Below are 21,200 nucleotides of genomic sequence, written 5' to 3' on the forward strand. Positions count from 1 at the left end.
AAGGAATTATTTTAATGCTTTTGCAAAGATTAAATATTTTATATGAATAAAGCCTAAAGGGTGTTCTTAAATTCTAAAATTGATAGTATATTTGCAGCGAATTTTGGTTCTGTTCAGTTTTAATTGAACGGATTAAAAGGGAATCAGGTGAAGCGATTGACGATTGTCGATTGATGGTTTACGAATTTTTAAATTCTAAGATCAAAAGTCCAAAATCTAAAATCTCCAGTCCTGAGCTGTTCCCGCAACTGTAAGTTTATGCTGAATTCTTTTCAGCACCTCTAATAGGATGTTATTAACTTCATAACCACTGGCTTTATTGCTGGGAAGGTATAGTAACATAAAACAAGTCAGGAGACCTGCCATTTTCAAAACAAATAAGTTAAACTTTCGGGATAAAAGTTTGCGTATGACATCCATACGACTCTCGATTAATTAGTCATTAAAATGAACAAAAAGATGAATGTTTTTGGTATTCTATGTTTTGGGGTATCATTAATCGGTTTTGCACAACAAGAGCAAGATTCAACCAAATTAAAAACGCTGGATGAAGTTGTCGTTACAGATTCGCGTTTTAGATTAAAGCGTGAAAATTCAGGGAAATCCATTATTAAAATATCGAAGGTCGATATTGAAAGAAATCAAGGAAGAACGGTTTCAGAATTAATAAATGCACAGTCCGGTATCGAAATTAATGGTAGTAGGAGCAATGCAGGTCAGAATTTAGGGGTATATGTCCGTGGGGGGAATAATCGCCAGGTTTTGGTTTTAATTGATGGTATTCAGGTAAGTGATCCGTCCCAGATTAATATTGAGTATGATTTTAGGCTTCTAAATTTAAGTCAAATTGAGTCTATTGAAATAATCAAAGGGGCTACGAGTACTTTGTATGGTAGCGGAGCTGCATCGGCAGTTGTTAATATTACCACTAAAAAAGCGGACACTAAAAAAGTAAGTGCCGTTTTTACATCAATTTTAGGAACCAATCAATCTGAGTCGGATCAAAATTACAATATTGCCGATTTTAATAATAGTGCTGCTGTTAGTGGAACCTTAAATAAGTTTACGTACCGTGCAGCGTTTAGTAATCAATTTTCTGATGGACTTTCTGCGGCTATAAGTGATACTAACGAGAAAGACGCCTATTCAAAATATGATGTTGATGTTAATTTAGGGTACAAGTTTAGCCATGCTTTTTCTTTGAATGTTTATGGGAACCTTACTAATACAAAATCCGATATTGACGGGTATGATGCCAACTTTAATTTAGTTGACACATTTGATGAATTTAATAGCGAACAGTCTAGGGCTGGGCTCTCTTCAAAATACAAATATAAAAACGGAAGTGTTAATGTAAATGCTGCTTTTAGTGAATACGACAGGGAATTTATTTCTAGTTCAACATTCAAGTCAAAAAACTATGTGTTGGATGCTTATAATAAATATGTATTTAATAAAATGTTTTATACCATTGTTGGATTGAATGTTATAGAAAATAAAGCTTATTTTTCTGAAAAAGTATCATTTACAAACATAGATCCTTATGCAAACTTTGTTTATGTATCAGATTTCGGATTAAATGTTAATGCTGGAGGAAGATTAAATAATCACAGTGAATATGGGTCTCATTTTATATATAATTTAAACCCATCTTTTACTATTAAATCCAATGATAATGGTTATACAAAAGTTTTTGGATCTTTTAGTACATCTTTTATTACGCCTTCATTATCACAGTTGTTTGGTTCTTTTGGCCCTAATCCAGATCTAGAACCAGAAGAGAATAGAACTATAGAGGCTGGTGTGGAGTTTAAATTGAATAATAATTTTAGAATGACGGGACTTTTCTTTAATAGGGAAGAAAAAAATACCGTATTATGGATAAACGGAGGGTATCTAAACGCAACAGATAAATTGAATGCAAGAGGTGTTGAAGTTGAAGTTAGCACAACACCGTTAGAAAAACTATCTATTACAGCCAATTATGCATTTACAGAATACAAAGAAAGCTTGGCCCGTAGAATCCCTAAGCATAAAGGGAATTTACAATTAGGTTATGATTTTTCTAAAAAGACTTTTGCTTCTTTGTCGTACCAGTATACACACGATAGGTTTGAAAGTAGTTTTGTGCCTCTTTTGGATAGTTTCAGCTTATTTAATTTATATGTTAGCCATATCACCTTAAAAAACAAAATAAAACTCTTTGGAGGTATCGATAATATTTTAAATGAAGATTACCAGGACGTCCCAGGGTATGTATCTAAAGGAAGAAATGTTAGATTAGGATTTCAATTGAACTTGTAAAAAGTGTTGTCATTGTTCTATTAAGTACCACTATTTTGGTTATTTGGAGGACACCTTTAAAAAGGACACGAGTTACACGAATTTACACGAATCCACTGCCTTATTTTTACGTGGTATTGGGCTGAATATAAGCTTGAATCACTAAACTTTAGCAGGGTTGAAATCTGTCTATCGACAGATAGATTAGTGAAAATTCGTGTCATTCGTGTCCGATTTTTTTATGGTATTAAATCGCAATACCAAACCCCATACTTATCAGCTTTACAAATAGAATCATCTGTTTTTGGTGTATTGTATTCTCGATACACTTTTTCGCCTATGGTAAACGGAATAGGTTTGTTAAAGATGGGGCCCTCAAAACAAAACGTATGAAACTCCCCATTTTCACCACACGGATCTACACCTTCAGGCAAATTATCAATAAAATGTTTATCTATAACGGTACCAACAAAGTCCTCTCCGAAATATTTGGAATTGGCACAAACAATAATCGTTTTAAAGCCTAAGTCTAAAAATTCGTATATCAGTTCTCTAGTGTCTCGCTTCCAAATAGGGAATAGGGCTTTTAAGTCTACTTCAGCTAATTGGTTTTCACGATAATTTTTTAAATCTTCAAGAAAAATATCACCAAAGGCGCTATGTGTAAAACCATCTTCTTTTAATCGAGTGACAACTTCTGTCATTTTTTGCTCATAGATTTCCATACTTGGCATTTCGGGCAATTCAATAAGGCTCGATTTTATATTTAAAGCTTTCGTTTGTGCTAACAATAGCTCTTTTCTAAGGCCATGCATGGAGACTCGATTGTAATGACTATTAACTGTGGTAATAAGTTCTTCTACAGTATAACGTTCGTCTTGCAATAAATGATAAAGCGCCAGTGCAGAGTCCTTACCAGAGCTCCAATTAAAATAGGTTTTGGTTTTATTCAAATTATAATCCGGTTGGTAGTTTTTTGTTTGTGTACATACCTTTAGAAAAAGGAATTAAATCTTTACTATCCCCTATAAAATCTACAGATGTGGCCTTTTCATTAATAGATCGCCCAGTACCTGTAATTTTGGCAATTGCGGCGGCAAGAAGCGGTTCATTTATATCGCCCAAAACGCCTAAATTATTTATGCTTTCCGATAATACATTTCCGGTTTCGGGAGAAAGTCCATCAAAATAATCGGTTACACCATTAGCATTTAAAGATTTAAATATTAATGGTTGCATGGCATATGTATGGCCAGGGTTCGCTCCGCTACGTCTAAAATTAGGAGAATCATATAATGTTGTCGACGCTTGATATTTACCAGTTGTTGTTGTTCCAATTTGTACAACATCAATGTACGGTTTTAATGAATTAATAACCAATTCGCTGGCAGAAGCACTACTGCTAGTAGTTAACACGTAGACTCTACTTAGATTTAAACTATTTAAAGGTGTCCCCTCATTATTATTTACAAATCGATTGATCAGTAACTCGGGGTCCTCATTTTGAAAAGCCTGTTGTAATTCGCTATTCCATTGTTCTGTGCTAAAAACATCTCCATCAAACTGTCCAGTAACCAAACTAGATAACATGATAGCAGTATTGACAGATCCTCCAGGGTTGTAACGTAAATCAAGAACTAATTCTGTGGCATTAGCATTTTTAAATGTTCCAAAAGTATCATTTAATTCAGCATTAAATTGTTCAGTTCCTGTAAAACTATTGTACATTAAATAAGCAATTTTAGTTCCCGCCACATCTAATATAGAATTAATAAAAATAGGATTTTCTGTGTATTGGGATTTAGATAACGGAGTGCTCTGAGGGCTTTGAGTTATAAAATCATCGTTAGAATCGTTTGGGGTATTATTATCATTATAACTACCTAGATTAATGGTGTAGTTTTTTTGGCTTAAAAGAGATACATAGTTATTAATAGTAAGTTGTGTTTCATCAATCCCATAAAAGATATCTCCTCGTTTAACACCTTTTGAAGCCGCATCAGAATTAGGTAAAACATGCGTTACAAAACCATAAATATCAGTATCTGTTGAAGAAAACCGGAATATTTTAAACTCCATGCCGTTACTTGTCGTTATACCGCTAAAAAGTTGTTCTAGTGCAATATAGTCGTCAACGATCCAACTAAATCTATCCACGGTTTCCCTTTCATAAATTAAACTTTCAAATAAATCTTCAGGTTTGGAAAAACTATTTAAATAATCAGCATAATCTTGGTTGCTGGAAAACCTGTCATTAGCAAGATTAGGAATGTTCTCTTTATACAAGTAAAAGGCGTTCATGCCTTTCCAAACAAAATCATTTATTTCACTTGCGGTAACCACAATGTCATCACCATCTTCAAAACAACTAGTAGTTAAAAAGGTAAGCGTAAGCAATAGAATTAGGGATTTAAAATATTTCATAGCTATTTTTTTATAAACGAACTGGTTTAAACTTTTTTAAATTGGCGACAAAATGATATTTTTCACTTCAATCAAAAAAATGAAGCCAGTCCAACGTTTAGTCTTTAAAACCCTAAATTTACTTACATTATTATATAATTAAAAAAATAATAAGTACTTAAATTTTTAAATTTTAAGTTTCGATTGAATTTGTCAGGCTCTTAAAAGAGGTAACCTATTGAAAATAGAAGCCTTTTAAAAAGGTAACTTAACAAATTTTATTTTCGATGTAACAAAATACATTATAGGTCGTCGTAATATCAAATAGCAACAATAAAGCAATTTTCCCTAGGGAAATGTTTGGAAAAACAAAGGGGCTAACTAAACCGAACCACCAATGACTCAAGCAGAGTTTTTAAATATTGTCATGCCTTTTAAAGATAAAGTCTTTCGTTTGGCAAAACGATTACTTGTATCTACCGAGGAAGCCGAAGATGCAACGCAAGAGGTTTTGTTGAAATTGTGGAACAATAAAAAGAAGATCCAGGAATATAAAAATGTAGAAGCCTTTTCTATGACCATGACCAAGAATTTTTGTTTTGATAAATTGAAATCCAAACAAGCCCAAAATTTAAAAATTGTGCATAGCAATTATGAAGACGGAAATACACCATTACAAAAGCAAATTGAATTAAATGATAGTGTAGATTGGGTTTCAAAAATTATAGAAGGATTGCCCGAACAACAAAGAATGATCATTCAATTACGGGATATAGAAGAATACGATTTTGATGAGATTGCAAAAATGCTGGATATGAATAATACGGCAGTACGTGTAAATTTATCGAGAGCAAGAAAAACAATAAGGGAAAAATTAACTAATACACATAGCTATGGTATTAAATAATATAGAAAGATTACTGGAAAAGTATGAAAACGGTGAAACAACACTAAAGGAAGAGCAGCAGTTAAAACACTATTTTTCGCAAGAGACTGTAGCGCCACATTTAGAAATGTACAAACCCATGTTTGCGTATTTTTTGGTAAACCAACAAGAACAATTTACTAAAGACATACCATTAAAAAGGAAGCGTACTAATTACAAATGGATTTATGTTGCTGCAGTTGCCGTTCTTATGTTAGGATTTTATTTTGAAGCCCCAATAGTTAATTCTTATGAAGAATATGCATATGGGACTTATAGTAACCCTGAAAAAGCTCTTGACGAAGTAACCAAGTCGTTGGCCATGATTTCAGACCATTTTAATAAAGGAACCTCTACTGTTAATTATCTAAACGAAGTAAATAAAGGAACGGCTACATTGGGTTACCTTAATGAGATTGAAAATACAACAAGTATAATTTTTAAAAATTAAAAAAGGAAAAAATGAAGACAATAATAAATAAAGAAAAGATGAGTAAGAAAGTATTTACATTTATATTGGCAATGGTACTATTACCATTAACAGGAATGGCCCAGAGCATTTTTGATAAGTATAGTGATAACTCGGATGTTACATATGTATCCATAAAGCCTAAAATGTTTCAAATGATAGCTAAAATGGGGATCAATGTAGAAGATCCAGAGGCTAAAGCTTATATGGACATGGTAAAAAGTATTACTAGTTTTAAAACCATTGTAACAGATAATAAGGTTATTTCTGGAGACATCAAAAAATGGGTGAAATCCCATTCAAGTTCTTTAGAGGAATTAATGGAAGTTAAAGATGATGGTACCGAAGTAAAGTTTTATGTAAAAGAAGGTAAAGATGCAGACCATGTAAAAGAACTTTTAATTTTTGTAAATGGTATCGATAAGGCTATGAAGGGGCAGGGTGTTGAAATTAATGGTGAAAACAGAAAAATTGAAACAGTCATAGTAGCACTTACGGGAGATATAGATCTAAATGAAATCTCTAAGCTTACTGATAAAATGAACATTCCAGGTGGTAAACATTTGGAAAAAAAGAATTAAAAACAATTCATCAATCATGATAATAGTCTTTCTAAAAACCTCGATAAATATTGAGGTTTTTAGATAGGCAAATTGCATCTGTCGGGATGAGTCCGACCTCAAACAACAAACTAAATAGAAACTAGATGAAACGAACAGTCAAACATATTTTATATACTTTATTTGTAACAGTTATTTTAGTAAGCTGTGCTACTAATACCAGTTTACAAACCTATTTTGTAGATAACCAAGAAGCGTCAAATTTTATTTCGCAAGATCTGCCTTTATCCATGGTCAAATTAGATCAAACGGCTTTTTCTAAAGAACAAAAAGAGGCTTATAATTCAGTAAATAAATTGAATTTCTTAGGATATAAAGCTAATGAAAATAACGCCGAAGCGTTAAAGGAAGAGTTAAAAATAGTAAAAGCTATTTTAAAGGACTCTAAGTATAAGGATTTAGTGGAATTTAACGATAAAGGAAGAAAAATTATTGTAAAGTATGTTGGTACTGATGATAATGCGGATGAAGTGGTTGTTTTTGGACATGCTAAAGAACTCGGTTTTGCAATTATTCGCGTATTGGGAGATGATATGAGTCCAGATAAAATGGTAACTCTAATGACTGCTTTACAAAAGGCTAACGTTGATGAAAATCAACTACAAGATATTGTGAATTTCTTTAAATAATTTATAGTAATGTTATTTAAATCAGAACCGGTATCTTAAAGATTTTTACTCTTGCTAAGCGAGGAACAAAAAAGGCCTGTCAATATTTTGACAGGCCTTTTTATTTTGGATCATCATTTTTATTTTCTGCATCCTCGTTCGGATTCAGCTTTGAATACACCAGATTAGCAATAATTGTTAAAAATATAATGGTAAGGAACGTTAAAACAATAAAGTTATTCAAGATATCCAAAATTCCGGTAACAAAAATACCACAGACCATAAGGCCGCAAAGTAATAAAGATTGTTTGTCATTTAACATCTGCCTAATTCTTAGATTCCTGTATAGTTACTAGGTGTAATACGTTTTAATTCTTCTTTTATTGTGTCTGAGACCTCTAATGTATCAATAAAATTAGAAATAGAATCTTGGTTAATTTTAGCATTGGTTCTTGTTAAGCCTTTTAAAGCTTCGTAAGGATTTGGATATGCTTCACGACGTAGAATGGTTTGAATGGCTTCGGCAACTACAGCCCAATTATTATCTAAGTCTTCAGCAAATTTAGATTCATTTAAAAGCAACTTATCAAGCCCCTTTAAAGTGGATTTAAATCCAATAAGTGTATGTCCAAAAGGAACCCCTATATTACGTAAAACAGTACTGTCTGTTAAATCTCGCTGTAATCTGGAAATAGGAAGTTTTGCCGATAAATGTTCGAAAAGGGCATTGGCAATACCTAAATTCCCTTCGCTGTTTTCAAAATCAATCGGATTTACTTTATGGGGCATAGCAGAACTTCCAACTTCTCCTGCTTTAATTTTTTGCTTGAAATAATCCATGGAAACATAGGTCCAAATATCTCGATCTAAATCAATTAAAATTGTGTTTATACGTTTTAAGGTATCAAACAATGCAGCCATGTGGTCGTAATGTTCAATTTGAGTAGTTGGAAATGAATGTTGTAAGCCTAGTTTCTCTTGTACAAATTTGGAACCAAATGCTTTCCAATCGATATTTGGATATGCTACATGATGCGCATTAAAATTACCAGTGGCACCTCCAAATTTAGCGGCGCCTGGGATGTCATTTAATAAATTAAATTGTTCTTCTAAACGATTTACAAAAACTTCAATTTCTTTTCCTAAACGCGTAGGGGAAGCAGGTTGCCCATGTGTTCTTGCAAGCATGGGAACTGAGGCCCAATCGTTGGTTAGTTCTTTTAATCTATTTAAAACATGATAGTACTCAGGAACATATACATCGTTCATTGCTTCCTTAATGCTTAAAGGAATAGCTGTATTATTAATGTCTTGCGAAGTTAATCCGAAGTGAATAAATTCTTTATACTGTGATAGATTTAAAGCATCAAATTTTTCTTTTATAAAATATTCAACAGCTTTAACATCATGGTTTGTAACACTTTCAATTTTCTTGATAGCTAAAGCATCATCTGTAGAGAAACCCTTATAAATTTTTCTTAGATCATCAAAAATGGCAATATCAATATTTTTAAGCTGTGGTAATGGAATTTCACAAAGCGCAATGAAATATTCGATTTCTACTAAAACCCGATATTTTATAAGTGCTTCTTCAGAAAAATAAGGTCCTAGTTCGTTAACTTTACTCCTATATCTCCCATCAATAGGAGAGATGGCATTTAATGATGATAATGACATTCGTATGTGTTTTTTGAAGATGCAAAGATACGTTTTTGATTTGCGTTTTCAGGTATCTGATTTACGATTTTTTAGGAAGCCTTGCTTTTCTTTATTTTAAGCAACGTGCGTTTGGCCCGTGCTTTAAAAGCAGCACTTTGTTTTTGGAAATCTTGCTCTAAAATCTGTGTTAATTCGGAATAAATCCAATCATTATCAGTTCCATAAAGAAATAAAGACTCCATAGCATATACTTTTGGTGCTACTTTTTGGTCACTGATCATCCAATCAAAGCAGGCTTCAATAATACGCTCTTTATGTACTGGATTTAATGTGTTTTTTATCGTATTGGGATTTTTAGAATAGTATGCCTTGGTAATATATTCACAAACTTTAGACACGGGGCGTACAGACGAGTCTAAATGAATTTTATGAATGTTTTTGGTAAATGTATCTAAATATGGTACAACAGCATAAATATACTTTTCGCAAACAAACTCAAAAACCCAAGCTGCACGGGACGATACTTTGTCATCGACCATAAATAAAATGTCCATGAGTTTAGGGAATAAGCTCATATCGTTTAAAACCATATGGGCATATTTCAATCGATTTTCGCGAGAAGCATTTATGTAGCTTAATTCTTTATAGAATTCTTCAAAAGACATAAGATAATTTTATCTATTTTAGATACCTAAAATACCCATAATGAAATAAGCATTGCATAGGACTCCATATTAATAAAAATTTTAATAAGAGCGCGAAGCGGTTGCATACGTTCTCAACTTTTTAATTAATGTATTATCAAAAAATGAAGTGATTTAAACTTTTTTCAATTGGCTGCAACCTGCCTGCCGGCAGGCAGGAATGTTCCTTTTCATCCTTTTTTTCGTCTTTTTATTACTTCGTAACGCTGCTATGAAGTGCAAAAAAGGCTTCAAAACAAATAAAAATTAACTATTTTTCGCTTCAATCAAAAAAGTTTAATCACTTCAATTACAAAAATTTAAACGCATGAAAATAATAAAAAAAATATTCTTACTGTTATTGATTGTATTTATTATCGCTCAATTTTTCAATCCAGAAAAGAATGAGGGTGATATAGCATCTATAGAAGCTTTTTTTAATGAAACAAATCCGCCGGAAAAGGTTAAGATTATTTTAAAGGAGAGTTGTTTTGATTGTCATAGTGATGTTACAAGGTATCCTTGGTACAATCATATCACACCTGTGAATTATTGGCTGGCAGATCATATAAAACATGGAAAAAAACATTTTAATGTATCCGATTGGGAGGGGAATTCCGTAAAGCGAAAAGATCATAAATTTGAAGAACTTATAGAAATGGTTGAGGATAAAAGCATGCCTCTTAACTCATATACCTGGACGCATACAGAAGCTAAGCTTACGGACGAACAAATAACCGCTGTTATTGATTGGGCAAAACAAGTACGTTTTAAGTATAGCTTGGTGCCTAAGCCAGAGTAAAATAGGTATTAGGCAATAGGTATGAGGTGTTAGGTGTGGGTGGTTTAATTAAAACATGTTTGAATTTGTGGTAAAAAAGCTTTTAATTATTGGTTTTGTTTGGCCAGAGCCCAAAAGTTCTGCAGCGGGCAGTAGAATGATGCAGCTTATTCGGTTTTTTCAGGCTCAGAATTATAAAATAATATTTTCCAGTCCCTGTGCTAAAAGTGATCGTGCTTTTGATTTAACCAGTATAGGAATTGATCAAATTGCCATTGAATTAAACAATCCCAGTTTTAATGTTTTTATCAAAGAACTCAGTCCTGATATCGTTTTATTCGATCGTTTTATGATGGAGGAGCAGTTTGGTTGGCGTGTAGCAGAACAATGTCCTAATACATTGAGAATTTTAGATACCGAAGACTTGCATTGCTTACGAAGAGGAAGGCAGCAGGCTTTTAAAGAAGGTAAAGGTTTTAATAAAACTTATTTATTCAACGATATAGCAAAACGGGAAATAGCGAGTATTTACAGAAGTGATTTAAGTTTGATTATTTCAGAGGTTGAAATGAAAATTCTTAAAAATGAATTTAAGGTGGATGTTGCTTTATTGCATTATTTGCCTTTTATGTTAGACGAAGTGTTGGAGGCAACTATTGAAAAACTTCCAAATTTTCAAGCACGTCAACATTTTATAACCATTGGTAATTTTTTGCACGAACCTAACTACAATGCGGTATTGTATCTAAAAGAAACTATTTGGCCGTTCATTAAAAATCAATTACCAAGGGCAGAATTACATATCTATGGCGCCTATGCATCTCAAAAAGTAAATCAACTTCATAATGATAAAGAACGGTTTTTAATTAAAGGCTTTGCCCATGATGTTAATGAAGTTATGCAGCAAGCCCGGGTCTCTTTAGCGCCTATAAGGTTTGGGGCAGGTTTAAAAGGAAAATTGATAGATGCCATGCAAAATGGAACGCCTTGTGTTACCACGGCCGTTGGGGCAGAAGGGATGTATGGAGATTTAAAGCCTAATGGGTTTATAGAGGATGCCCCGGAAATATTTGCGAAGAAAGCTGTTGAATTATATACCAATGAAAACCTTTGGAAAGAGAAACAGCAAAAGGGGGTTCAAATTGTAAACGGACGCTTTAATAAAGAAGCTTTTCAGGAAGAACTATCTGATAAAATAGAACAAATGGCAGAAGAGCTCAGTAAAAACCGATTTAACAACTTCACAGGTCAAATGTTACAACATCATAACATGCAAAGTACTAAGTTTATGAGCAAGTGGATAGAAGAGAAGAACAAATAAAATAATTAATTGAAAATGAATAGAATACTTTTTATTTTAAGCTTAGTACTAGTATTATCATCTTGTAAAGCCAGTAAAATAAAAAAAATTGAAGTTGTCAAGTTAATCGAAACTACTAAAAGTTGGAATGGAGACAAACTTCCAAATTACCCAGAAGGAAACCCCAAAATTACGGTTTTAAGAATAACCATTCCGCCCAAAATGACATTACATAAACATTACCACCCGGTTATTAATTCGGGTATTCTGCTAAAAGGTGAGTTGACCGTTGTGGATAAGGATAAAAAGGTTTTAGAACTTAAAGCGGGAGATGTTATTGTGGAACTTGTAAACAAAATACATTACGGTATCAATAAAGGCAATAAGCCAGCCGAAATTGTGGTATTCTATGCAGGAACAGAAGATTTGCCCATTACTGTTGTTGAAAAGGATTAGTTTATTGTTTAATTCTAAATGATTCCCCGAAGGCTCTGCCTCGGGCCTGCCGGCGAGCTACGGTGTACCCACAAATATTAATGAATAGACAAACTTAAAAAATAATGAGATATAAAAAGGCACATATTAATTTCAAGAACTTTCCTTATCGACGAGTCTACCAAGCCAAAGGTTTGACAGGTTTCAAGCCTGTATAGGCTTAATACAGACTGAAAGTCTGATTCGTGTTTTGTTGGGCAGACCTCAACCCAAGAGGCTCTATTCGTGTAAATTTGTGCCATTCGTGTCTTAACTATTGTTTGATGCTCAGGGTTTAGTTTGCAGTCGTTGTTTATATAGATTAAATTCCATAAAGCCGATAAGAAAAAATAACTTAAAAAAGATGCGGGTACACCGTAGCTGCCGGCGAGGCAGGGATTGGGTATGAAACAGCCGAAATACCTCTATGACTCTGCCTCGAGCCTGTCTGCCGACTAGGTAGGGATAGTCTGTTTCAAGAATTTTTTTATTTACCATCAAAGTGATTCCCTAAAATTAATCTTGACTATTTGTAAAAGACCATAAATGAATCTCTTATCAATTATTGTTATTCAGTGTATTCAAGATTTTTGAGACTCCAATCGTAGCCCGTTCTGCAATAACAGTTAGATTTTCCTTACTGCTAATATTTGGCTTAGGATCTATAAAATAAGTGGGTGTGTTATGGGGAACATAGTGTATCAAGCCCGCAGCAGGGTATACTTGCATAGATGTGCCGATAACGAGTAGGATATCGGCAGTTTCACAAATAGAAACCGCTTTTTCGATCATAGGCACATCTTCACCAAACCAAACAATATGTGGTCGTAGTTGGTAGCCTTTTTGACAGGTGTCTCCTAAAACCAAATCGGTTTGCCAGGCTTGTACATCGCTTTCATTACCGGTGCTTCTTACTTTTAAAAGTTCACCGTGTAGATGAATCACGTTGTTACTTCCGGCTCGTTCATGTAGATCATCCACATTTTGTGTTATAATAGTAACATTAAAGTTGTTTTCAAGTTTAGCTAAATCATAATGAGCTGCATTAGGTGCCACTTCGAAAAGTTGTTTACGACGTTGATTATAAAAGTCTAAAACCAATTCAGGGTTCGCCTCAAAGCCTTCAGGTGTCGCCACTTCCATAACATCATGACCTTCCCATAAGCCATCAGCATCCCTAAAGGTTTTAATGCCGCTTTCGGCACTCATTCCAGCTCCTGTAAGTACCACTAAATGTTTTTTCATATCGTAAAAATAGCTATTATTTGTTATTCTTGCCCTTCGTTTTGTGTCAAGATAAACTATAGCTGAAATCCATACTTTTTTATTAAATTCGGGAATTATACCAAATGAATTTTAAAATGATTGGTAATAAATTTGAATTATATTTTTTTTAGATGAGATAAAAAACATAAGCATAGTCTAGTTATGGTTATGTTTTTTATTGAAATATAAAGGAAATAGTAATCGAAGATTCATGAACTCCTTATTATAAAAATAAATGATAGTGAGCTAAACGGATTTAACCAGTTGTTTTGAAGTTTATTTGGTATTAGCAAAAAGACATGATTGATTTAAAACTTTTAGAACATTTAGAAACCTACCTTACAGAAAACCGCAAAGTACGTTTTGATCGTGTTTTATCGCAACGTACCAAACACTTTACTGTGGCAACCGAAGATGTTTATCAATTGCACAATACAAGTGCGGTAATACGTAGTTGTGATGTGTTTGGCATACAGGAAGTACACATTGTTGAAGAACGAAATTCAAAACGCATTGATAGGGAGATAGCAATGGGTGCTCAAAAATGGGTGGATTTAAATAGGTACAGCACAGTAAGCGATTGTATTTTAGATTTAAAAGAAAAAAAATATCAAATAGTGGCTACTACGCCTCATACAAATGATTGTGAGTTGCATGAGTTCGATATCACTAAGAAATCATGCTTTTTCTTTGGAAGAGAAACGGAAGGGTTATCTCAAGAGGTGATGGATGCCGCCGATTGTTATTTAAAAATACCCATGGTTGGTTTTACGGAAAGTTTAAATATTTCGGTATCTGCAGCAATCATTTTACAACATGTTACCACCAAATTAAGACAAACGACTATTAACTGGCAATTAACTGAAGAAGAGTTGTTGGAAAAACGTTTAGATTGGATTACAAAAACCATTAAAAGTTATGATGAGATCGTAGAACGTTTTTATAATCAACAATAATTTTTGTAATTTTAAATCACTAATTACACTAACCTGTCATCATGTATATTGTTCTTTATCTTCTCCTTGCATTTATTGGTCTGTTCTTTCTTTTGGTGCTTATAGCTCCTAAAAAGTATCAGGTGAATCGAAGTATTATTATTAATAAACCGCTTCCAGAAGTATTTCAATATTTAAAGCATATAAAAAATCAAGATGATTGGTCGCCCTGGAAAAAGAAAGATCCAAATATGAAACAAGAATTTGTTGGTAATGATGGTGAAATTGGGTTTGTAGCCAAATGGGACGGCAATAAGGATGTTGGTCTGGGAGAACAGGAAATTACGAATATTGTTGAGAATGACCGTGTGGAGACTAGATTACGATTTTTTAGACCATGGAAATCTGAGTCGGATGCTATTATTAGCGTTGAAGATGTTGGTAGAGCAAAAACGAAAGTAACTTGGGGGTTTTCAGGGAAAAATAAAGTGCCTACAAATATTTTTATGCTACTTTACAATGTTGATAAGCATGTGGGGAAAGATTTTGAAGAAGGCTTAACAAGTTTAAAAACGATTTTAGAAAAATAGAAATCATGGAAAATAATGTGGTAGGTTGGTTTGAGATTCCTGTCATTGATATGGATCGTGCCATCGTTTTTTATAATATAGCTAAGTCGCTATAAAATGGCATAGAATATTTAGAAATAAAAAATTGAAGTTCAAGGCAAAAAGCGTAGGCATAGCCTAGTTACGGCGAGTATTTTTAACGAAGAAATTCGGTTTTTTACTCTGAAGGTTCATGTTATTTTATATTGATTTAGCTATACAATATTCAGAATAAAAATACAAGTACAGGATTTATATCCTTTTGCTTCTGCCTCGACTTAGTAATTTGTATTCTTCATAACACTCACTAATAGCATCCAGTATTTGTAAGTCGTTGGCGGTTTGTATAAAACCTTTTGAGTAGTCACATTGACTTACGATCTCATCCAGATCAACACGGTCTACCTGTAATAAAACGGTAAGCATTTCCCTGTCAAACCGTGATGCCAATAAGTTCCTGATTTCATCATCTTCCTTCATCTTTTTCAGCTTCCGTAATTCGTTTGGTTTCTTGCCAAACATACGATGTAAAAAATCGGCAGGATTAAAAATGGATCCAATAATTTTGGTTATAGCTCCTTTAGAGCCAGCTTCGTAACCTGTACTTGGTAATCCGGAAATGCTGTAACGATAATTATTATTGATTGCGGGCAGTTGTTTTATATCAACTTCTAAATACCCCGTAAGCTTTAGTTGGTTAACGACCACCTCCTCAAGAGCTAAAGCTAATTCTGTTAATTCGATTTTAGAGCTTCCAAACTTTAGCCAGTCATTGGTAACTCTAACTTTTATAGATTTAAAACCTAAATATGAAAAATGTAGTGTATCGTTTGCTTTGGCAGAAATTTCAAATGCCCCTTTTTTATTAGTTGTTGTACCAACTACTTGATTAAGATTAACTATGTTAACGTTTTCGAGGGGAGAATCATTTGATGAATTAATAACAACACCCATAACCTTATCAGCTTCTTGTCCCATGCAAATAGCAGAAGTAAATATAAAAGCAAAAAGAAGCAGGTAGTTTTTCATTGGTAACGATTCATTTCATTTGTTAAAATCCAATAGCTAAAATACTAAACAAATTGGCAAAAAGAGCGAGTTAACTTGTAATTTGACTAAAAATTAACAAAAAAGTTTAATCTTAAACATGAATTTAAACTTTTTACGAAGATTGGTCATGTATTCTTTTTTTCTTAAAATGTTTCATGGACACATGACATTAAGTCATTAAAATATTTTAAAAAAATGACTTAATGTCATGAATTTAACCTTGGTATTTATTTTGTTTATAAGTTAATGAAAATTAAATGTTTAACTTAAAAAAATAATTATTATGACACTTGTAAGATATCAAAACCAATTACCAAGTTTATTTGATAGATTGTTTAGTAATGATTTTGAAGGCTGGAATAGAAATAATTTTTCGGATACAAATACAACACTTCCCTCTGTAAATATAAAGGAAGATGCAGATGCTTATTTTGTTGAAATGGCTGCGCCTGGATTTGAGAAGTCAGATTTTAATATTGAGCTCAATAATGATTTATTAACAATATCTTCAGAAAAAAAGATAACTAATGAGGTTAAAGATGATGAACGTATTTCTAAACAAGAGTTTAGTTACCAATCATTTAAACGCTCATTTACACTTCCTGAGTTGGTTGAGGACGAAAAAATTTCGGCTAAATATGAAAACGGAATCTTGTCTATAGCTATCCCTAAAAAGGAAGAGGCTAAACCTAAGCCAGTAAAACAAATTAAGATTAAATAAGAGGTTAAAAAGAGTTAGTTGGTGCGTATTGCACCAACTAACTTTAATCGTATGCTTTATAACTAGTAAATTTTAATAATATGAAAAATTTAATAATAACCTTCATATCTTTATTAATGTTGAGCAGTTGTAATGCTCAAACGGATAAAAAAACAAATAAAGAAATAGAAACAAAACAGGATACCATTAAGCCTAAAGTAGATTATAAGGTAGATAAGGAATATGACGAAGATGGAAATTTGATTAAATATGATTCTACTTACACCTACTATTATTCAAATATAGATAAGAACATGATGAGGAATGATAGTGTTTTTAAAAGGCTTAATGAGCATCTTCACATGAAAAGTCTTTTGGGTAATGACATTTTTTTTGATGACTTTTTTACTAAGGAAAGTTTCTCGGAAGATCATTTTTTTAGTGAAGATTTTTTTAGAAGTCATTTAGAAAGAAACCAAGACATAATGAATAAAATGTTTTCGAGAATGGATTCTATTAAAAACGAGTTTTTCTTAAAAGAGTACCCGATAAAAGAAAGCGAAAAAGAAAAGACAGATTGATTAAGTGGTTTTTCAACCATTCTGAAAATGAGGGTGTCTAAAAAGTCTTTATAATTTGATCTGTCACATTGAGTACTTCGATAAACTCAGCACAGGTTCTGTCGAAACCTATTGTTGATTATCAGTGATTTAAAACATTTCGACTTTAGTTTATGCTGAGCGCCCGCCTGCCGGACAGGCAGGGAGCCGAAGTACTCAATGTGACATAGCCTTTACTTTTTAGACATCCTCATTTTTTTTGAATTTCAATGACCCATTTTTTAAATAGTATACATTTTATGGAATACATAGATTATTATAAAATATTAGGGGTTAATAAAAACGCTACCGAAGACGATATAAAAAAAGCTTATAGAAAGTTAGCCCGTAAATACCACCCAGATGTTAACCCGAGCAATAAGGAAGCCGAAAAAAAATTTAAAGAAATTAATGAGGCCAATGAAGTGTTGGGGCATCCCGAAAACAGAAAGAAATATGATCAATATGGTAAAGACTGGCAACATGCAGAAGCGTTTGAAAGAGCAAAAGAACAACAGTATTACCAAAAGCCCAACAATAACAGGGATCATGCTTACGCTCATTTTAATGAAGATGATTTTTCTGATTTTTTTAATGCTATGTTTGGTGGTGCTTTTCAAGGTCAGGGCAGAAAAAGCCCCCAGTTTAAAGGAAGGGATTACCATGCCGAATTACAGCTTAACCTAACAGATATTTTAACAAGCAAGAAGCATACACTTACGGTAAACAATAAAAATATTCGTTTAAGTATTCCTGCAGGCGTAAAGAATGGTCAGGTTATAAAAATTAAAAACCATGGAGAAAAAGTTGGCAAAGAAGCTATAAATGGGGATTTGTATATAAAATTTAACATTATAAATAATACAGCTTTTAAGAGAGATGGAAATGATCTGTACATCACACAGGATTTAGATTTGTACCATGCTGTATTAGGCGGAGATTTAATTATAGATACCATTGATAGAAAAAAGGTAAAGCTAAAGGTGAAACCGGGCACCCAGAATGAAACCAAAATAAAGTTAAAAGGAAAAGGAATGCCTATTTATAAAAAAGTAGGGTATTATGGGGATTTATACGTTACCTATAAAATTAAAATTCCAACAAACTTAAATGCAAAAGAAATAGCATTATTTAAAGAATTATCAAAAATTAAATAGGTTATGAAAATAATTTCAATAGAACAGTTATGTGGTTATTATACCAATTATTATTTGAAATGAGCTATAAATAATTTGAATTATATTTTGATCAGATAAGATAGAAAATTCAATCATAGCCTTAGTTATGGTTTTATACCCAGTCGAGCTGAGCACATGTTTTATATTGAAATATGAGCGAAATTGAAATCGAAGATTCATGAACTCCTATTTTTAAAATGAAAGATAGTGAACTAAACAAATTATATGGGTTGTTTTGAGTAATAATTGGTATTATAATATCCCTCAGTCATTTGTAAATTCATTGTCCCACTTTGATTTGATAGATTTAATTGAACTTGAAAGGGTAAAGTACGTAGAGGTTAAAGAAATTGATAGAATAGAAAAACTTATGAGAATTCATTACGATTTAAATGTCAATTTTGAAGGCATAGACATTATTGATAACCTGTTAAACCAAATTAATACTTTACGGGACGATATCATTAACTTAAAAAATGAAATTGATTTTTATAAATAAATTTACGCCATACGCCTCTACTAGCAACGACTGTGAGTACACAAATAATGCACAAAAAAAAGATTGGACACGAATGGCACAAATTTTCACAAATTATTCAGACTATTGACAGGATATCAAGCCTATATAGTCTAGGGATTCATATTCATACTGAGTCCAATCTATACCATAAAGTATTGGATTCGTGTGAATTTGTGCCATTCGTGTCTTTTTTAAAGATGTGTACACACGGTAGTACTAGCAAGGAATGGCCAAACTAGTTTAGGAGTATAGAGTAGAAATATCAATACGAGCTATCGTCTTGAGCGTCTAGGTTTAAAAGCATTGGAATTACCAGAATCAGAACGTCTTGGTTTGGATGCCCCTTCAGAATGTCGTCTTTCGCTTCTATTGCCAGAGCTGGATTTTCTGCCATCGCGTCTGCCGCCTCCTTTTCTATCGTCGCGTCTTCTGCCTCGATTTCTGTCGTTACGTCTTCCTCCACCACGGTTTTCAGATACTTCAACATTTACAAAACGGCCTTCGTGTTTAAAGTCCGTGAAAAATGCTAATACTTTTTCTTTTAACTCATTTTCAGTATTAAAAAATGAAAAGCTATCTTTTACTTCAACTTTAAAGACGTCGTCTCTTCCAAGCTGTAGCTGTTCTTTTAAGAAGTCCTTAAGCTTCATCCAATCGAAACCATCCTTGCTGCCAACATTAATAAAGTAGCGTGTAGAATCGGAATTGCCTCCAAAATCACGACCACTATCACGATCACGACTGCCATCATAAGAAACATTTAGATTTTTAGCTTTTTGATAATAGTTATAGAAGCGTGTAAACTCTACAGAGAAGAACTTTTTGATCAGTTCATCTTTATCTGTATCTTCAAACAATTCGTTAATATTTGATAAATGTTTATCAATTTCGTGATTAACTTCGGTGTTATGTATTTTATTAGCAAGAGACATTAACTGTACTTCGCAAATCTCTGCTCCATCAGGAATATCCTTTTTCTCAAACTGACGTTTAATAATGCGCTCAATACTTTTTATTTTACGTACTTCACTTTTCGAAACGATCACCATAGAAACTCCTGTTTTCCCGGCACGTCCAGTTCTACCAGAACGGTGGGTATATGTTTCAATTTCATCTGGTAATTGGTAGTTTATTACATGGGTAATATCGTCTACATCAATACCACGAGCAGCAACATCTGTAGCTACCAGTGTTTGTATCTGTTTATTTCGAAACGATTTCATCACTAGATCACGTTGGTTCTGACTTAAATCACCGTGCAATGCACCGGCACTATACCCATCTTCAATAAGTTGTTCGGCTACTTTCTGTGTATCTCGTTTGGTTCTACAGAATACTACCGAGAAAATATCAGGATTTGCATCCGATAGGCGTTTTAAAGCCTGGTAACGATCTCTGGCATTTACTAAATAGTATTCGTGTGATACATTACTTGTACTTTCATTTTTATTTCCTACAGTAATTTCCTGGGGATTGTTCATAAAGTTTTTAGCAATGGATGCCACTTCTCTTGGCATTGTTGCAGAAAACAACCAAGTATTTTTATCTTCGGGCGTATGCGAAAGTATATCGGTAATATCCTCTTTAAAGCCCATATTCAACATCTCATCGGCTTCATCTAAGACAGAATATTGAATTTTAGAAATGTCGACCATGCGTCTGCTAATCATATCCTTCATACGACCTGGAGTGGCCACAATAATTTGTGCGCCTCTTTTCACCTCTCTGGCTTGATCTGTAATACTGGATCCACCATAAATAGCAACGACGTTAAGGCCTTTACAGTACTTGCCGTACTGTTTCATTTCATTGGTAATCTGTAAACAAAGTTCTCTTGTAGGCGATAAAATTAAGCCTTGTGTTGTTCTACTGCCAACATCAATTTTTTCAAGCATTGGAAAACCGAAAGCTGCTGTTTTACCAGTTCCCGTTTGGGCCAATGCAACCAAATCTGTTTCAGACTCTAATAAAATAGGGATGGCTTTTTCTTGTACTTCACTTGGTTTAATAAAACCTAAATCTGTAATAGCGTGTAATAGGTCATCATTAAGACCCAATTCTTGGAATGTGCTCATTCTTGTATTATGTATGCGATTATGTTATGTAGTGTTACATAAAGAAGCGAATCGACATACTTAA

Annotated in this window: 22 protein-coding genes and 1 riboswitch; of the genes, 14 read left to right on the forward strand and 8 right to left on the reverse strand. The window is 33.2% G+C overall.

What is annotated here, in order from left to right; genetic code table 11:
- Window positions 1-87 precede the first annotated feature (87 nt).
- A riboswitch (cobalamin riboswitch) is annotated at window positions 88-382 on the forward strand.
- Window positions 383-447: 65 nt separating this feature from the next.
- Window positions 448-2,304 carry a TonB-dependent siderophore receptor gene (locus tag PQO00_RS02645; RefSeq protein ID WP_274183280.1) on the forward strand — a complete coding sequence of 619 codons (1,857 nt, stop codon included), beginning with the start codon at window positions 448-450 and terminating at the stop codon, window positions 2,302-2,304.
- A 218-nt stretch (window positions 2,305-2,522) separates the two neighbouring features.
- Here the strand turns inward: PQO00_RS02645 and PQO00_RS02650 are convergent, their stop codons facing one another.
- Together PQO00_RS02650 and PQO00_RS02655 are read right to left on the reverse strand one after the other, a co-directional pair.
- Window positions 2,523-3,236, reverse strand: a complete 714-nt coding sequence (locus tag PQO00_RS02650) for an adenine nucleotide alpha hydrolase (RefSeq protein ID WP_274183281.1) — start codon at window positions 3,234-3,236, stop codon at window positions 2,523-2,525.
- Window position 3,237: 1 nt separating this feature from the next.
- Window positions 3,238-4,707: a S41 family peptidase gene (locus PQO00_RS02655; protein WP_274183282.1), complete on the reverse strand. Its 1,470-nt coding sequence runs from the start codon at window positions 4,705-4,707 to the stop codon at window positions 3,238-3,240.
- A gap of 376 nt (window positions 4,708-5,083) precedes the next feature.
- Here PQO00_RS02655 and PQO00_RS02660 point away from each other — a divergent pair, with 376 nt between their 5' ends.
- The 4 genes from PQO00_RS02660 to PQO00_RS02675 all read left to right on the forward strand — a co-directional run bounded on the left by PQO00_RS02660 (window position 5,084) and on the right by PQO00_RS02675 (window position 7,329).
- The gene (locus tag PQO00_RS02660) at window positions 5,084-5,593 is read left to right on the forward strand and encodes an RNA polymerase sigma factor (protein ID WP_274183283.1); all 510 of its coding nucleotides are present in this window, start codon (window positions 5,084-5,086) and stop codon (window positions 5,591-5,593) included.
- Window positions 5,580-6,062: a hypothetical protein gene (locus tag PQO00_RS02665; protein ID WP_274183284.1), complete on the forward strand. Its 483-nt coding sequence runs from the start codon at window positions 5,580-5,582 to the stop codon at window positions 6,060-6,062. The genes PQO00_RS02660 and PQO00_RS02665 overlap by 14 nt, the downstream gene beginning before the upstream one ends.
- A gap of 11 nt (window positions 6,063-6,073) precedes the next feature.
- Window positions 6,074-6,661: a DUF4252 domain-containing protein gene (locus PQO00_RS02670; protein WP_274183285.1), complete on the forward strand. Its 588-nt coding sequence runs from the start codon at window positions 6,074-6,076 to the stop codon at window positions 6,659-6,661.
- Window positions 6,662-6,786: 125 nt separating this feature from the next.
- A complete protein-coding gene (locus PQO00_RS02675; RefSeq protein WP_274183286.1) occupies window positions 6,787-7,329 on the forward strand; it encodes a DUF4252 domain-containing protein in 543 nt (180 codons plus the stop codon).
- A 100-nt stretch (window positions 7,330-7,429) separates the two neighbouring features.
- Here the strand turns inward: PQO00_RS02675 and PQO00_RS02680 are convergent, their stop codons facing one another.
- The 3 genes from PQO00_RS02680 to PQO00_RS02690 all read right to left on the reverse strand — a co-directional run bounded on the left by PQO00_RS02680 (window position 7,430) and on the right by PQO00_RS02690 (window position 9,632).
- On the reverse strand, window positions 7,430-7,630 hold the full coding sequence (locus PQO00_RS02680; protein ID WP_274183287.1) for a hypothetical protein: 201 nt from the start codon (window positions 7,628-7,630) through the stop codon (window positions 7,430-7,432).
- Window positions 7,631-7,641: 11 nt separating this feature from the next.
- Window positions 7,642-8,985, reverse strand: a complete 1,344-nt coding sequence (purB, locus tag PQO00_RS02685) for an adenylosuccinate lyase (protein WP_274183288.1) — start codon at window positions 8,983-8,985, stop codon at window positions 7,642-7,644.
- 71 nt (window positions 8,986-9,056) lie between these two features.
- On the reverse strand, window positions 9,057-9,632 hold the full coding sequence (locus PQO00_RS02690) for an adenylosuccinate lyase (RefSeq protein WP_274183289.1): 576 nt from the start codon (window positions 9,630-9,632) through the stop codon (window positions 9,057-9,059).
- A 346-nt stretch (window positions 9,633-9,978) separates the two neighbouring features.
- Here PQO00_RS02690 and PQO00_RS02695 point away from each other — a divergent pair, with 346 nt between their 5' ends.
- Genes PQO00_RS02695 through PQO00_RS02705 form a run of 3 tightly spaced genes read left to right on the forward strand, consistent with a single transcriptional unit; the run spans window position 9,979 to window position 12,187 of the window.
- Window positions 9,979-10,452, forward strand: a complete 474-nt coding sequence (locus tag PQO00_RS02695; protein WP_274183290.1) for a heme-binding domain-containing protein — start codon at window positions 9,979-9,981, stop codon at window positions 10,450-10,452.
- A gap of 55 nt (window positions 10,453-10,507) precedes the next feature.
- Window positions 10,508-11,752, forward strand: a complete 1,245-nt coding sequence (locus PQO00_RS02700) for a glycosyltransferase (RefSeq protein ID WP_274183291.1) — start codon at window positions 10,508-10,510, stop codon at window positions 11,750-11,752.
- Between the two features lie 15 nt (window positions 11,753-11,767).
- The gene (locus PQO00_RS02705) at window positions 11,768-12,187 is read left to right on the forward strand and encodes a cupin domain-containing protein (RefSeq protein ID WP_274183292.1); all 420 of its coding nucleotides are present in this window, start codon (window positions 11,768-11,770) and stop codon (window positions 12,185-12,187) included.
- Window positions 12,188-12,763: 576 nt separating this feature from the next.
- Here the strand turns inward: PQO00_RS02705 and PQO00_RS02710 are convergent.
- Window positions 12,764-13,450: an NAD-dependent deacylase gene (locus tag PQO00_RS02710; RefSeq protein ID WP_274183293.1), complete on the reverse strand. Its 687-nt coding sequence runs from the start codon at window positions 13,448-13,450 to the stop codon at window positions 12,764-12,766.
- 320 nt (window positions 13,451-13,770) lie between these two features.
- On the opposite strand from PQO00_RS02710, the gene PQO00_RS02715 reads away from it, so the two are divergent.
- Window positions 13,771-14,427: an RNA methyltransferase gene (locus tag PQO00_RS02715; protein ID WP_274183294.1), complete on the forward strand. Its 657-nt coding sequence runs from the start codon at window positions 13,771-13,773 to the stop codon at window positions 14,425-14,427.
- Between the two features lie 41 nt (window positions 14,428-14,468).
- A complete protein-coding gene (locus PQO00_RS02720; RefSeq protein WP_274183295.1) occupies window positions 14,469-14,996 on the forward strand; it encodes an SRPBCC family protein in 528 nt (175 codons plus the stop codon).
- Window positions 14,997-15,266: 270 nt separating this feature from the next.
- Here the strand turns inward: PQO00_RS02720 and PQO00_RS02725 are convergent, their stop codons facing one another.
- On the reverse strand, window positions 15,267-16,043 hold the full coding sequence (locus PQO00_RS02725) for a carboxypeptidase-like regulatory domain-containing protein (protein ID WP_274183296.1): 777 nt from the start codon (window positions 16,041-16,043) through the stop codon (window positions 15,267-15,269).
- A gap of 304 nt (window positions 16,044-16,347) precedes the next feature.
- On the opposite strand from PQO00_RS02725, the gene PQO00_RS02730 reads away from it, so the two are divergent.
- The 4 genes from PQO00_RS02730 to PQO00_RS02745 all read left to right on the forward strand — a co-directional run bounded on the left by PQO00_RS02730 (window position 16,348) and on the right by PQO00_RS02745 (window position 19,040).
- Window positions 16,348-16,785, forward strand: a complete 438-nt coding sequence (locus PQO00_RS02730; RefSeq protein WP_274183297.1) for an Hsp20/alpha crystallin family protein — start codon at window positions 16,348-16,350, stop codon at window positions 16,783-16,785.
- Window positions 16,786-16,865: 80 nt separating this feature from the next.
- Complete coding sequence (locus PQO00_RS02735; RefSeq protein WP_274183298.1) at window positions 16,866-17,345, forward strand: hypothetical protein; 480 nt, start codon at window positions 16,866-16,868, stop codon at window positions 17,343-17,345.
- Window positions 17,346-17,623: 278 nt separating this feature from the next.
- Window positions 17,624-18,520, forward strand: a complete 897-nt coding sequence (locus PQO00_RS02740) for a J domain-containing protein (protein WP_274183299.1) — start codon at window positions 17,624-17,626, stop codon at window positions 18,518-18,520.
- 256 nt (window positions 18,521-18,776) lie between these two features.
- Entirely contained in the window at window positions 18,777-19,040 is a 264-nt protein-coding gene (locus PQO00_RS02745; RefSeq protein ID WP_274183300.1) for a chaperone modulator CbpM, read from the forward strand.
- A gap of 293 nt (window positions 19,041-19,333) precedes the next feature.
- On the opposite strand, the gene PQO00_RS02750 is transcribed toward PQO00_RS02745, so the two are convergent.
- On the reverse strand, window positions 19,334-21,136 hold the full coding sequence (locus PQO00_RS02750) for a DEAD/DEAH box helicase (RefSeq protein WP_274183301.1): 1,803 nt from the start codon (window positions 21,134-21,136) through the stop codon (window positions 19,334-19,336).
- Between the last annotated feature and the right edge of the window lie 64 nt (window positions 21,137-21,200).

Source organism: Flavivirga sp. 57AJ16 (assembly GCF_028736925.1).
Lineage (GTDB): Bacteria > Bacteroidota > Bacteroidia > Flavobacteriales > Flavobacteriaceae > Flavivirga.